Genomic DNA, 13,178 nt, shown 5'->3' on the forward strand with positions numbered 1-13,178 from the left:
GCGTTCGTGCGTGCGTTCGGATAACGCGGCGAGCGCGCCACCGCATCGCGCTCGCCTCGCCCATGGGCGAGGGAGCGCGTGCCGGGGCTCAGCCCAGCGGCTCGTCCGACAGGTAGGTGTAGCCGGTCAGTCCCGCTTCCAGCGCCGCCGACAAGGCCTGCGCCTGCTCCGCCGGCAACTGCGCGGCAGCCACGCGCTCGGCGTAGGTGGCGCGCAGGTCGTCCAGGCCATAGCCGACGTAGTCCAGCATCACGTCGGTGGTGTCGCCGCGGCGCTGCTGGGCGATGCGGTAGCCGTCGCCGTCGGCGCTGACTTCGATCGCGTCGGTGTCGCCGAACAGGTTGTGGATGTCGCCGAGGATCTCCTGGTAGGCGCCGACCAGGAAGAAGCCGAGCCGGTAGCTCTCGCCCGCGCGCAGTTCGTGCAGCGGAAGCGAGCTGTCCAGGCTCTCGTTTTCGACGTAGGTCTTGACCATGCCGTCCGAATCGCAGGTCATGTCGCAGATCACGCCGCGCCGCGCCGGCGCCTCGTTCAGCCGCTCGATCGGCAGGATCGGGAACACCTGGTCGATCGCCCACACGTCGGGGATCGATTCGAACACGCTGAAATTGACGAAGTACTTGTCCACCAGCCGCTCGTTGAGTTCGTCCAGCACCGGACGGTGGCTCTTTTCCTCGCTGCTCAGGCGCTGCCGCACCGCGTGGGCGATCGCATAAAACAGATCATCGATGCGCGCGCGCTGCGGCAGGTCGATCTGGCCCAGCGCGTAGCTGGACAGGCCTTCGGCATGGAAGTGCTGCGCTTCCTGGAACAGCTCCACCGCCGGGCGCACGTCCAGTTCGTCGTGGATCTCGCGCAGGTGGCGGATCGCCGCCGGCTCGTCGGCGTGCGCGTCGGGCACGCGCCCTTCCGGCGCCTGCTCCACTTCCGAGACGTTGGCGATCAGCACCGCATGGTGCGCGGTCATCGCGCGGCCGCATTCGGTGACGATGCGCGGCGGCGCAAGGCCGTACTGCTCGCAGGCCTCGGCCAGCGGCTGCACGATGTTGCTGGCGTACGAATGCAGGCCGTAGTTGATCGAGCAGTAGCTGCGCGAACGGGTGCCCTCGTAGTCGATGCCCAGGCCGCCGCCGACGTCGACGTGGCTGATCTTCGCGCCCAGCTTGGACAGCTCGACGAAATAGCGCGTGGCCTCGCGCATGCCGTTGGCGATGTCGCGCACGTTGGAGATCTGCGAGCCCATGTGGAAGTGCAGCAGGTTCAGCGCATCGGCGTACTCGCTGTCGCGCAGCTGCTTCCACAGATCCAGCACCTGCCGTGGCGAGAGCCCGAACTTGGCCTTGTCGCCGCCGCTGTTCTGCCACTTGCCGGCGCCCAGCGAGGCCAGGCGCATGCGCACGCCCAGGCCTGGCTTGACCCCCAGCGCCTTGGCCTCCTCGATCACCAGGCCCAGCTCGGACGGCTTCTCGATGACGATGAAGGTCTGCAGCCCGAGCTTGCGCCCGATCAGCGCCAGGCGGATGTATTCGCGGTCCTTGTAGCCGTTGCAGACGATCAGCCCGCCGGGCCGCGACAACGCCAGCACCGCCATCAGTTCCGGCTTGCTGCCCGCTTCCAGGCCGAACCCCTCGCCCTTGTGGCTGGCCAGGGTGCCGGCCACGCCGCGGTGCTGGTTGACCTTGATCGGGTACACCGCGGTGTAGCCGCCGGCGTAGTCCCAGTCGGCCTGGGCCTGGGCGAAGGCGGCCTGCAGCTTGCCCAGGCGCTCGCCGAGGATGTCCGGGAAGCGCACCAGCATCGGCAGCTTGGCGCCGGCCGCGCGCGCGGCGTCCACCACCTCGGGCAGCGCGATCGCCACGCCGTCGGCGCCTTGCGGGCGCACGATCACCCGCCCGGCCGGATCCACGTCGAAATACCCATCGGCCCAGTGCGGGATCGAATAGGTCTTGCGGGCTTGGTCGAGGGACCAATCGCTCATCGTGGCGGCTCGGCGGGGAAAAGGGCGTGGATTGTAACGCCTGCTACGCGTGGGCTCCGTTACAATCCGCGCCGACCTGACGCGCCTCTCCCCGGCGGAGCAGGGTTGGATGGGGGTTTGGGCGCCGTGCCGCGCGGTTCGGGCGCGCGAGGCTCGCCTACCCTCATTCCGCGAAGGATTTGGGTCTGGCAACGTGCGGTCTGACTGCACGAGGCTGCGCCCCACCCTCATCCGGCGCTTCGCGCCACCTTCTCCCGGTGGGAGAAGGATGAGTCCGTCTTCTTTCTTGATTTCCTAGGAATCTCCTGCATGAGCGCCAACGACAACTGGTACATCGAACACTTCCAGCCCACCGGCTCGGCCATCGGCTACCGCATCACCGGCAAGCTGGACGAGGTGCAGTCGCCGTTCCAGAAGATCGAGATCTACGACACCACCGACTGGGGCAAGTTGATGGTGATCGACGGCGCCGTGATGTTGACCACGCGCGACAACTTCTTCTATCACGAGATGATCAGCCACCCGGCGCTGTTCACCCACGCCGCGCCCAAGCGCGTGGTGATCATCGGTGGCGGCGACTGCGGCACGCTGCGCGAGGTGCTCAAGCACCCGGGCGTGGAAAGCGCCACCCAGTGCGACATCGACGAGCAGGTCACGCGCATGGCCGAGAAGTACTTCCCGGAACTGTGCGAATCCAACGCCGACCCGCGCGCCGAGCTGCTGTTCGACGACGGCATCGCCTACATGGCCAATTGCCCGGCCGGCAGCGTGGACATCGTCATCGTCGACTCCACCGATCCGGTCGGCCCAGCTGAAGGCCTGTTCAACAAGGCGTTCTACGCCAGCTGCTTCAAGGCGCTGAAGGACGACGGCATCCTGGTGCAGCAGTCCGAATCGCCGTTGGCGCTGCTGGACCTGATCAAGGAAATGCGCGCGGAGATGGGCAAGGCCGGCTTCGCCAGCTTCCACACCGTGCCGTTCCCGCAGCCGTGCTACCCGACCGGCTGGTGGAGCGTGACCCTGGCGCGCAAGCACGGCGGCTTCGAGTTCCGCGAAGCCGACGCGGCGGCCAAGCCGTTCGCCACCCGCTACTACAGCGCGCACCTGCACACCGGCACCCAGGTGCTGCCGCCGTTCGTGGCCGAAGCGCTGGGCGGATGAGTCCCTGGCGGGAGCGCAGCGCGCTCCCGCCGACCGGAGTCGGTGTGGGCAACGCCTCGCCCCGGGCGTGCGGTGCCGGCATGGGCGATGCGCTTCAGGCGGAGTGCGGCATCGATCCGCGCTAAAGGCAACGTGTCTCCGCCGGCGTCGCAGGCCGCGCCGAAACCGCAGTGGCGCCATTCGCGATGCAGGCAGCTTCGCGGATGGCGGGCTGCGGCACCCAGCCCGCGCTACAGCGCGTCGGCATCCAGTTCGCCGGTGCGGATCCGCACCACCGTGCCCAGGTCGTAGACGAACACCTTGCCGTCGCCGATCTTGCCGGTGCCGGCGGCCTTGACGATCGCCTCGAGCACGCGCTCGACTTGGTCCTCGCTGACCGCCACTTCCAGCTTCACCTTGGGCAGGAAATCGACCACGTACTCGGCGCCGCGGTACAGCTCGGTGTGGCCCTTCTGCCGGCCGAAGCCCTTGACCTCGGTGACGGTGATGCCGGCCACGCCCTGCGCGGCGAGCGCCTCGCGCACGTCGTCGAGCTTGAACGGCTTGATGACGGCCATGATCATCTTCATGCGGCTTTCTCCAATCACAATGGCGTCAGGATAACGCGGTTGCGCGATGCCCGGCCGCCGGGTTCAAATGGCCGTGCGCCCCATCGCCGGAATTTTCCGACAGCGCGCCGCGCCGGACACCGATGGCCCCGAACCGCAGGGTGCCGCAGTCTGGCGCTACCTGCCGGAGCACAGCCATGATCGACCTCAACCACCTCGACGACCTCGCCCGCCGCCTCAGCGATCTGGTGCCGCCGGGCCTGCGCGAATCCCGCGACGAACTGCAGAGCACCTTCAAGAGCGCGCTGCAGGCCGGGCTGGGCAAGCTCGACCTGGTCACCCGCGAAGAATTCGAAGTCCAGCGCGCGGTGCTGTTGCGCACCCGCGAGAAGCTGGAAACGCTGGAACGCAGCGTCGCCGTGCTGGAAGCCGCGCGCAGCGGCGACGCGCCCTCCACGCAAGCCTGAACCACCCGCCACCATGAGCCTGGCGCTGGTGCACAGCCGTGCCCGCGCGGGGGTGCTTGCGCCTCCGGTTCGGGTCGAGGTCCATCTATCCGGCGGGCTGCCGGCGACGCAGATCGTCGGCCTGCCCGAGGCTGCGGTGCGCGAATCGCGCGACCGCGTACGCGCCGCCATCCTGTGCGCGCAGTACGAGTTCCCGGCACGGCGCATCACCGTCAACCTGGCCCCTGCCGACCTGCCCAAGGAAGGCGGCCGCTTCGACCTGCCGATCGCCCTGGGCATCCTTGCCGCCGCCGGGCAACTGGACCCGCAGGTGCTGGGCACCTACGAGTTTCTGGGCGAACTGGCGCTGACCGGCGAACTGCGCCCGGTCGACGGCGTGCTGCCGGCGGCGCTGGCCGCCGCGCAGGCCGGGCGCATCCTGATCGTGCCGGCCGGCAATGGCCCCGAGGCGGCGCTGGCGCAGCACGTGCAGGCGTTCACCGCGCGTACCCTGCTTGAAGTGTGCGCCCTGTTGAACGGCACCAAGACATTGCCGGCGGCCGAAGCCCTGCCGGCCGCGGCCACGCCGTTCCCCGACCTGAGCGACGTGCGCGGGCAAGCGCAGGCGCGGCGGGCGCTGGAGATCGCCGCCGCCGGCCATCACCACCTGCTGCTGATCGGCAGCCCGGGCTGCGGCAAGACCCTGCTGGCCTCGCGCCTGCCCGGGATCCTGCCCGAAACCAGCGAGGCCGAGGCGCTGGAAGCGGCGGCGATCGCCTCGGTCAGCGGCCGCGGCCTGGATCCGGCGCGCTGGCGGCAACGTCCATACCGGTCTCCGCACCACACCGCCAGCGCGGTGTCGCTGGTCGGCGGCGGCACGCATCCGCGCCCGGGCGAGATTTCACTGGCGCACCATGGCGTGCTGTTCCTGGACGAGCTGCCCGAATGGAACCGGCACGCGCTGGAGGTGCTGCGCGAGCCGCTGGAATCGGGAACGGTCACGGTGTCGCGCGCCGCACGCAGCGCCGAATTCCCAGCGCGCTTCCAGCTGGTCGCGGCGATGAACCCCTGCCCCTGCGGCTGGGCCGGCGATGCCAGCGGCCGTTGCCGCTGCAGCGACGACGGCATCCGCCGCTACCGCGCGCGCATCTCCGGCCCCTTGCTAGACCGCATCGACCTGCACGTGGACGTGCCGCGGCTACCGCCGCAGGCGCTGCGGGCCGATGCCGCACCAGGCGAAAGCAGCGCCGCCGTGCGTGCGCGGGTGGAGCAGGCACGACAACGCCAGCTGGCGCGCGCTGGCCGCGCCAACGGCCATCTCGGCCACAGCGAGACCTTGCGCGACTGCCGCCTGCAACCGCGCGATGAAGCGCTGCTGGAACACGCCATCGACCGCCTGCGGCTGTCGGCACGCTCGCTGCACCGCATCCTGCGCGTGGCGCGCACCATCGCCGACCTGGACGGAAGCGACACCATCGTCACCGCGCACCTGACCGAAGCGATCAGCTATCGGCAACTGGATCGGGGTGCAAATGCCCAAGCTGCCGTTGCAGCAGGCTAGAGCCTCGTGACGCGTTATCGCTTGCAGGGTGCTGTCGCCGAAGACGCGCGCTTCACCTGACGGGCCACGCGCGCGCTCGGCTTCAATTTCAAGCCACGAAAATGCTGCATTTCCATTTGCTGCAACTCCGTGATCAATTCCACTTAGATGGCTTCGATCGCTCTTCTTATCCAAACTTGCTGCCAGAAAGACCGCCGTGCGATGGGAGAAATCGCCTGGGTCTTCCATCGATACGACTCAGCCCAACGCCGACTCCACGAACTCGGCCAGCAACGCGTTGCAACGTCGTGCGTGGGTGAAGGTCATGCCGTGCGAGGCGCCGGCGAGTACGTGGTGGCGCGCGTCGGGCAGCCATCCGGCCAGCGCCGCAGCATTGTCGCGGTATTGGGCGGGACTCAGTTCGCCTGCGACCAGCAGTACCGGCATCGACAGGCGCGCGGCCTGCTCCGCCTGGTAGGCCGGCAGCGCGTCGCCGATCTGCGGCACCAGGGTCTGCGCGTTGTCGCGCACCATCTGCCGGAACGACGCGCTGCTGCGTGCCCAGGCGCCCGGCTGGCTGACCGAATCGACGAAGCATTCCAGTCCCGCGTCGACCTGCCCGTCGCGCAGCAGCGCGATCGCCCGCGCGCGGATCGCCACCACGTCTTCGGGCAGGCCCTGCGGCTGCGGGCCGCCCGGGTCGAACAGGCTCAGGCTGGCAACCGCGGCCGGCTGCTGCAGTGCGGCCTGCCAGGCCACCGCAGCACCGCGCGAGTGACCGACCAGATGCACCGGCCGGCCGTAGCCGGCGATGAACGCGGCGACCTGTTGCGCATGCCAACGCCAGCCGAAGCGATGCCGCAGCGACGATGGCAACTGCGGGAAATACTGGCCCAGGCTCAGCGCGGCGAGCTCGAAGCGCTCGGACAAGCCGCGTAGCTGCGGCACCCAGTAGCGGTAGTCGCACAGCGCGCCGTGCACCAGCACCACCGGAGCACCGTCGCCGAGCCGCAGGTAGGCCAGCGCATCGTCGTCGCCCAGCAAGTGGACCGCAGGCTTGCCGAGCGGGGTGCGCGGATCGATCACCGGCGGCCTCCGGCAAGGCGCCGCCGTAACGAAGCCCGCACCACGCCATTCATCGCGACCTCGATGACACGGCACCGGAGAGGATGCCAAAGTTGCCCGTCACTGGAGCGCCGCGAGCGCAGAAACCACGGCCGCCAGTCCCAGCGGTGGCGCCGGCATGAAGGAGGCCGCCTTGCTGCGCGCGCCGCATGCTCTGGCGATGCAGCCCAGCGAATCCAGCCCGCCATCCCAGGGGAGCGGCGGCGGCACGCGCCCCACCCACCGCCGGTCGTCGCCGCAACGCCAAAGGCGATGCAGGCCAGCGGCGGGAAGGAATTCTAGGCACGACGGACGATGATGCGGTGCGCGCGGAGAGACGCGCGGTACGCGCCAGCCTTTCAACGCAGAGGGTGCCAGTTCGGCATCCCGAGCAGTACGAGTACGGGCAGCGGCGTCATACGCCACAGGCCGTCGATCGCCGCAACGCCGAAGGCGGTGTCCACCAGCGGCAGGATTCGCGGTCGAAGAGGCCATGCAGGCTGGGGAGGATGTGGTGCGCCCGGAGGGATTCGAACCCCCGACCAATGGCTTCGGAAGCCACTACTCTATCCGGCTGAGCTACGGGCGCAACGGACGCGCATTCTAACGGCAAACCGCGCGCCGCGTCTCCCCCATGCCGATCGCATGCCGCCGCGGTCGGTCCGGCATTCGTATACCGCCTGCGCTGCTGCCACTGCGGCGACCGGCCTCGGCTTCGGCTTCGGCTTCGGCGTGGCGGTGGCGGTGGCGGTGGCGGTGGCGATGCGGTGGCGGTGGCGATGCGGTGCGGTGGCGGGAGGGCGGGGGATCGGCAGTCGGCGTCGGACTCCACTCTACAAGTCCGCTTAACCGGCCCCTGCGCCCGAATCCGTCCGTCACAACGCAAATACGCAGGCCCTCACGGCCGTCGCGGGCGGCGCCTGCTGCCGCCGAGCAAGCCCGGCTGCTACCCTTGTGCGATGGGTTACGAACGCTACGAAACGCCCGCCGCGCTGCCGCCGCGCGCGCGCCTGGGCCAGTACTGGAAACTGCTGCGCGGCGACCGTCCGATCGGCGCGCTGCTGCTGCTGTGGCCGACCTGGTGGGCGCTGTGGCTGGCCGCCGACGGGATGCCGCCGCTGTGGACGCTGTTCGTATTCACCGCCGGGGTCTGGCTGACCCGCTCGGCCGGCTGCGTGATCAACGACTACGCCGACCGCTGGCTGGATCCGCAGGTCGAACGGACCCGCATGCGCCCGCTGGCCACCGGTGCGGTCAGCGGACGCGAGGCGCTGGCGGTGTTCGCGCTGCTGATGCTCGCCGCCTTCGCGCTGGTGCTGACGATGAACGCGCTGACCATCGGCCTGAGCGTGGTCGGGCTGTTCCTGGCCGCCAGCTATCCCTACCTGAAGCGCTATACCTACCTGCCGCAGGTCTATCTTGGCATGGCTTTCGGCTGGGGCATCCCGATGGCGTTCGCGGCGATCCGCGGCGAGGTGCCGGCGCTGGGCTGGCTGCTGTACGCGGCCAACATCCTGTGGGCCACCGCCTACGACACCTGGTACGCGATGGTCGACCGCGAGGACGACCTGCGCGCCGGTTCCAAGTCCACCGCGATCCTGTTCGGCGATCTGGACCTGGTCGCGCAGGGCATCCTGTATGCGCTGATGTTCGTCGCGCTGGCCTTCGTCGGCACCCGCGGCGCGCTGGGGATCTGGTACTGGGCCGGCCTGGGCGTGGCCGCGCTGTTGGTCGCCGACGAATTCCGCATCGCGCGAACCCGCGAACGCGCGCCCTGCTTCCGCGCCTTCATGCACAACAACTGGGTCGGCCTGGCGATCTTCGCCGGCATCGTCGCGGCGTTGGCGCTGCGCGCGCCGTAGCGCCGAGGCGAGACGCGCGCCCAGCGCCGACCTCAAGGCCGTCGTCGCGCCGCAGCCGATCCCGGTCGCGCGGGCAAGCCCTAGGGCTTGCCGCTGCCGGCGGGCGTTTCCGCCGCCGGCGCATGCGTCAACAGCGCGAACACCCGCTGCTGCTCCTGCACGTTTTCCAGCCCGCTGATCCGCAGGCTGTCGCCAGGAAGCGGCGACATCACCGTCGCCACCGTGAGCACCTGACCATCGGCGAGCAGCGCGATCGGCTTGCCGATGTTCTGCTCGGTCGCCTGGGTCAGGCGCCCGTCGTGCCCGGGGAACTTCAGATCGAGCGCAGGCCGGCCATCGTCGCCGTCCACGCGCGCGACAGTGGCGGCGCCATCGACCGCCAGCAATGCCTGCGGCGCCAGATACACCGGCCGCCCCTGATACGCGGCCTCGGCATAGCCGGCCTGCGGCGCATGGCTGGCCAGGCGCCATTCGATCTTCGCCTTCACCGCACTCGCGCTCGCATTCGCGTCGGCGCTATCGGGCGAAGGCGCGTAGCTGCACCCGCTCGCGCCGAACACGCACAACGCCAACGACAGTCCCAAAGTTCTCAAGCGCATCGCCATCTCCCGCAGTTCGTTTGGCGACATCATAGAAGAACAAGCCGTTGTGGCCTGGCGCAGACCGCTGCCCCAGCCGCGTCACGCAGAAGAACGTGCCATGTATCGCGCTGCGGAACCCGTGCGCCAGCGGCCGATTGCGTCGGGTCGTGGCATCTGCGCGGCACGGCCAGGCGCAAAGTCCGCTGGACACCCGATCAGCCATGTCCTCGCTGCCGCTGCCTGATCCGGGCAACCACAACAGCAACTGCCCCTGCATGCGTTACAGATCGCGCGACCACGGCCAGCGCCAGACACGCATGTCCATACGCATGCCCAGATGAGCTACCACGCCGTTGCCGTCGCAGTGCCCATCGCCGCCGCGGCACGCAAGCCACCAGCGCGCTCACGGCACCCGCGCCACCACCCACGCATCGACCCTGGTCACGCCAGCCCGGCGCAGCGCCTGCGCCGCGGCGTGCAGGGTCGCGCCGGTGGTCATCACGTCGTCGATCAGCGCCACGTGCGCCGGCAATGGCGCCCGCACCGCAAACGCATGGCGCAGGTTGCGGCGGCGCGCGCGGGCATCGAGCTCGGACTGCGGCGCCGTCGCGCGCACGCGCTGCAGGCCGTCGCACAGCGGCAGGCCCAGCGCGCGCGCCAGTGGCCGTGCCAGTTCCAGGGCCTGGTCGTAGCCGCGCTGGCGCAGCCGCGCCGCATGCAGCGGCACCGGCAACAGCGCCTGCGGGCGCGGCAACCCGGCACAGCGCGCCTGCAGCAGCGCCGCCAGCAGGCGCCCGGCGGCCAGGTCCTGGTGGAACTTGAAGCGGCGCAGCAGGCCATCGACCGGTGCGGCGTAGACGCAGGCGCTGGCGACCAGGGCCAGCGGCGACGGCTTGCGTTGGCAGGCGCCGCAGCGCTGGGCGGCGTCCAGCGCCGGCAGCGGCAGCGCGCAGGCTTGGCAGGCGCTGGCGTTCCAGGGCAGCGCGTCGCGGCAGGCCGGGCACAGGTCCAGGCCGGCGATGCCGGGCTCGGCACAGATCAGGCAACGCTCCGGCAGCATGCAGCGCTGCAATCGCCGCCACCATCCGTCAACCTTGTCAGAGCCATGAAAGTTGACAGCAATGTCCATGCTTACCAGACTGCCCGCTTTCCCAGCCGCTTACCGTCAGGAAACTCCCATGTCCGCTGTCGTCCGACACGACTGGCAACGCCAGGAATTGCTCGCCCTGTTCGATCTGCCGTTCCCGGAGCTGCTGCACCGTGCCGCGGCGGTCCATCGCGAGCATTTCGACCCGGCGCAGGTGCAGGTCTCCACGCTGCTGTCGGTGAAGACCGGCGGCTGCCCGGAGGACTGCGCCTATTGCCCGCAGGCGCAGCGCTACGACACCGGCGTGGACGCGCAGAAACTGATGAGCACCGAGGCAGTGCTGGCCAAGGCACGCCAGGCCAAGGCCGCCGGCGCGTCGCGCTTCTGCATGGGCGCGGCGTGGCGCTCGCCGAAGGACCGCGACATCCCCAAGGTCGCGGCGATGATCCGCGAAGTGAAGGCGCTGGGCCTGGAGACCTGCGCCACCCTGGGCATGCTCGACGGCAAGCAGGCGCAGGCGCTGAAGTCGGCCGGGCTGGACTACTACAACCACAATCTGGACACCGCGCCGGACTTCTACGACACGATCATCCACACCCGCCAGTACCAGGACCGCCTGGACACGCTCGCCCACGTGCGCGATGCCGGCATGAAGACCTGCTGCGGCGGCATCGTCGGCATGGGCGAATCGCGCGAGCAGCGTGCCGGCCTGCTGCAGGCGCTGGCCAACCTGCCGGTGCACCCGGACTCGGTGCCGATCAACCGCCTGGTCCAGGTCGCCGGTACCCCGCTGCACGGCACCGTCGAACTGGATCCGTTCGAGTTCGTGCGCACCATCGCCGTGGCACGCATCGCCATGCCGCAGGCGATGGTGCGGCTGTCGGCCGGCCGCGAGAGCATGAGCGACGAACTGCAGGCGCTGTGCTTCTGCGCCGGCGCCAACTCGATCTTCTACGGCGAAAAACTGCTGACCACCGGCAACCCTGACACCGCGCGCGACCAGGCCTTGTTCGCGCGGCTCGGGCTGTCGCCGATGCAGGTGACGGTGGACGCCAACGCGCACGACCATCCCGGCACCGTGCATGCGGACATCACCGCACCGGCGCCGGGCAGGCCGGCGATCGCCGCGGCGCTGGTCTGAGCTCGGCCCGACCTGCAGCGTCTCGCGCCGCGCCGACCCGCGCGTCCATCCGCCGATCCGGCCGTCCATCGCCCGCACCCCCGGCGCGGCCGGGGACGCGCTACGCTAGCCGGCCAGACCCCCCATGCCCTCGCCGCCCATGGCCCGTCCCGATCTGCACGACCGCATCCAGTCCTTGCGCAAGCTGCGCGAGGCGCAGGGCCGCATCCGCGTGCGCCGCAGCGTCGGCCGCCGCGACGGCGTCCGCGTGGAACTCGACGGACGCTGGCTGACCGGCTTCTGCAGCAACGACTACCTGGGCCTGGCGCAGCAGTTCGAAGTGCTGGCCGCGCTGCAGGACGCGGCCGCGCGCGAGGGCGTCGGCGCCACCGCCTCGCATCTGGTCTGCGGCCACCATGCGCTGCACGACAGCCTGGAGCGCGAGGTCGCCGACTGGCTCGGCTACCCGCGCGCGCTGCTGTTCGGCAGCGGCTTCCTCGCCAACCTGGCGGTGCAGCAGGCGCTGCTGAGCGAAGAGGACGACGTGTGCGTGCAGGACCGGCTCAACCACGCCAGCCTGCTCGACGCCACCCGCCTGGCCGGCTGCCGCCTGCGCCGCTATCCGCACCTGGATGCGGAGGGCGCGATGCGCCAGCTCAAGCACGCCGCCGAAGGCGCGGCGATGCTGGCCACCGACGGCGTGTTCAGCATGGACGGCGACATCGCCCCGCTGCGCTCGCTGACCCTGGTCGCACGCATGCAGCAGGCGCTGATGTACGTGGACGATGCGCACGGCGTCGGCGTGGTCGGCCCGCATGGCCGCGGTTGCGTGGCCGAGGCCGGCCTCGGCGTGGCCGACGTGCCGCTGCAGCTGGTGACCCTGGGCAAGGCGCTGGGCGGCTACGGCGCGCTGGTGGTGGGCGACGAGGCGTTGATCCGGCATCTCGCCGAAACCGCGCGGCCGTATCTGTACACCACCGCGCTGCCGCCGGCGCAGGCCGCCGCCTCGCTGGCCGCGGTGAAGCTGGCGCGGCGCGACCAGTGGCGGCGCGAGCGCCTGGCCGAGACCATCGCAGTGTTCCGCGGCGGCGCGCGCCGCCACGGATTGGAACTGATGGCTTCGGACACGCCGATCCAGCCGCTGCTGTGCGGCGACGAGGCCAGCGCCCTGGCGCTGTCGGCGGCATTGGAGCAGGCCGGTTTCCTGGTCTCGGCGATCCGTCCGCCGACCGTCCCGGAAGGCAAGTCGCGGCTGCGGGTGACGCTGTCGGCGCTGCACACGCCGGCACAGGTGCAGGCATTGCTGGACGCGCTGGCGCTGGCCCGCGACCGCCTGGCCGTGCATCCGGTCGGCCTGCCGGCGTGAGCGGCCCGGCGTGAGCGACGGCGACCTTGCGGCACGCCGCGAGGTGCGGGACGCACTGTCGGAGCTGTATCTGGACGACGACGTCGCCGCGCGGCACGCGCATATCGCCGCCGTGCTTGCCGCCTCGCCCTTTCCGCCGGACACGTTGCAACGGATGCTGCTGCACGACGTGCATCCGCGCCTGGCGCCGAACCTGCTGAGCGTGGCCGGTGTCTGGCAGGGGTTCGACAGCGACGGATTGAGCACGGCGATCCAGCGGCGCGAAGGTGTGCAGCGCTGGCCAGCCTGGCGCACGCGCGGGTATCCGCGGCAGCAGTGGCGGTTGCTGCTGCCGCAGCTGCTGGCGCTGCGCGCGGCACGCTGACCGCGGCAGCGCGATTTTCTT

12 protein-coding genes and 1 tRNA gene are annotated in these 13,178 nt (G+C 70.3%); 7 read left to right on the top strand and 6 right to left on the bottom strand.

Annotated features, from left to right (window positions below):
• Positions 1-88 precede the first annotated feature (88 nt).
• Entirely contained in the window at positions 89-1,978 is a 1,890-nt protein-coding gene (gene speA, locus NUG20_RS19660) for an arginine decarboxylase (RefSeq protein ID WP_263396065.1), read from the bottom strand.
• 309 nt (positions 1,979-2,287) lie between these two features.
• Here speA and speE point away from each other — a divergent pair, with 309 nt between their 5' ends.
• The gene (speE, locus tag NUG20_RS19665; RefSeq protein WP_263396066.1) at positions 2,288-3,139 is read left to right on the top strand and encodes a polyamine aminopropyltransferase; all 852 of its coding nucleotides are present in this window, start codon (positions 2,288-2,290) and stop codon (positions 3,137-3,139) included.
• A gap of 230 nt (positions 3,140-3,369) precedes the next feature.
• On the opposite strand, the gene NUG20_RS19670 is transcribed toward speE, so the two are convergent.
• Positions 3,370-3,708 carry a P-II family nitrogen regulator gene (locus tag NUG20_RS19670; RefSeq protein WP_263396067.1) on the bottom strand — a complete coding sequence of 113 codons (339 nt, stop codon included), beginning with the start codon at positions 3,706-3,708 and terminating at the stop codon, positions 3,370-3,372.
• 176 nt (positions 3,709-3,884) lie between these two features.
• Here NUG20_RS19670 and NUG20_RS19675 point away from each other — a divergent pair, with 176 nt between their 5' ends.
• Together NUG20_RS19675 and NUG20_RS19680 are read left to right on the top strand one after the other, a co-directional pair.
• The gene (locus NUG20_RS19675) at positions 3,885-4,154 is read left to right on the top strand and encodes a ubiquinone biosynthesis accessory factor UbiK (RefSeq protein ID WP_263396068.1); all 270 of its coding nucleotides are present in this window, start codon (positions 3,885-3,887) and stop codon (positions 4,152-4,154) included.
• 13 nt (positions 4,155-4,167) lie between these two features.
• On the top strand, positions 4,168-5,694 hold the full coding sequence (locus NUG20_RS19680) for a YifB family Mg chelatase-like AAA ATPase (protein WP_263396069.1): 1,527 nt from the start codon (positions 4,168-4,170) through the stop codon (positions 5,692-5,694).
• Positions 5,695-5,931: 237 nt separating this feature from the next.
• Here the strand turns inward: NUG20_RS19680 and NUG20_RS19685 are convergent, their stop codons facing one another.
• Both NUG20_RS19685 and NUG20_RS19690 read right to left on the bottom strand, forming a co-directional pair.
• Positions 5,932-6,759 carry an alpha/beta fold hydrolase gene (locus tag NUG20_RS19685; protein ID WP_263396070.1) on the bottom strand — a complete coding sequence of 276 codons (828 nt, stop codon included), beginning with the start codon at positions 6,757-6,759 and terminating at the stop codon, positions 5,932-5,934.
• Between the two features lie 530 nt (positions 6,760-7,289).
• Positions 7,290-7,366, bottom strand: a tRNA-Arg gene (locus NUG20_RS19690).
• Between the two features lie 370 nt (positions 7,367-7,736).
• Between NUG20_RS19690 and ubiA the strand changes: the two genes are divergently transcribed.
• A complete protein-coding gene (gene ubiA, locus NUG20_RS19695; RefSeq protein WP_263396071.1) occupies positions 7,737-8,639 on the top strand; it encodes a 4-hydroxybenzoate octaprenyltransferase in 903 nt (300 codons plus the stop codon).
• Positions 8,640-8,719: 80 nt separating this feature from the next.
• Here ubiA and NUG20_RS19700 read toward each other — a convergent pair whose 3' ends face one another.
• Entirely contained in the window at positions 8,720-9,244 is a 525-nt protein-coding gene (locus NUG20_RS19700; protein WP_263396072.1) for a SecDF P1 head subdomain-containing protein, read from the bottom strand.
• A 379-nt stretch (positions 9,245-9,623) separates the two neighbouring features.
• Entirely contained in the window at positions 9,624-10,349 is a 726-nt protein-coding gene (locus NUG20_RS19705; protein WP_263396073.1) for a ComF family protein, read from the bottom strand.
• A 49-nt stretch (positions 10,350-10,398) separates the two neighbouring features.
• Here NUG20_RS19705 and bioB point away from each other — a divergent pair, with 49 nt between their 5' ends.
• The 3 genes from bioB (at position 10,399) to NUG20_RS19720 (ending at position 13,157) form a co-directional block, all read left to right on the top strand.
• Positions 10,399-11,448: a biotin synthase BioB gene (gene bioB, locus NUG20_RS19710; protein ID WP_263396074.1), complete on the top strand. Its 1,050-nt coding sequence runs from the start codon at positions 10,399-10,401 to the stop codon at positions 11,446-11,448.
• A 139-nt stretch (positions 11,449-11,587) separates the two neighbouring features.
• Positions 11,588-12,793 (top strand): 8-amino-7-oxononanoate synthase, encoded by a 1,206-nt coding sequence (bioF, locus tag NUG20_RS19715; protein WP_263398552.1) that lies wholly within the window; start codon positions 11,588-11,590, stop codon positions 12,791-12,793.
• Between the two features lie 10 nt (positions 12,794-12,803).
• On the top strand, positions 12,804-13,157 hold the full coding sequence (locus tag NUG20_RS19720) for a DUF7079 family protein (RefSeq protein ID WP_263396075.1): 354 nt from the start codon (positions 12,804-12,806) through the stop codon (positions 13,155-13,157).
• The last annotated feature ends 21 nt before the right edge of the window (positions 13,158-13,178 follow it).

Origin of the sequence: Xanthomonas sp. CFBP 8443, assembly GCF_025666195.1 — a bacterium.
GTDB lineage: Bacteria > Pseudomonadota > Gammaproteobacteria > Xanthomonadales > Xanthomonadaceae > Xanthomonas_A.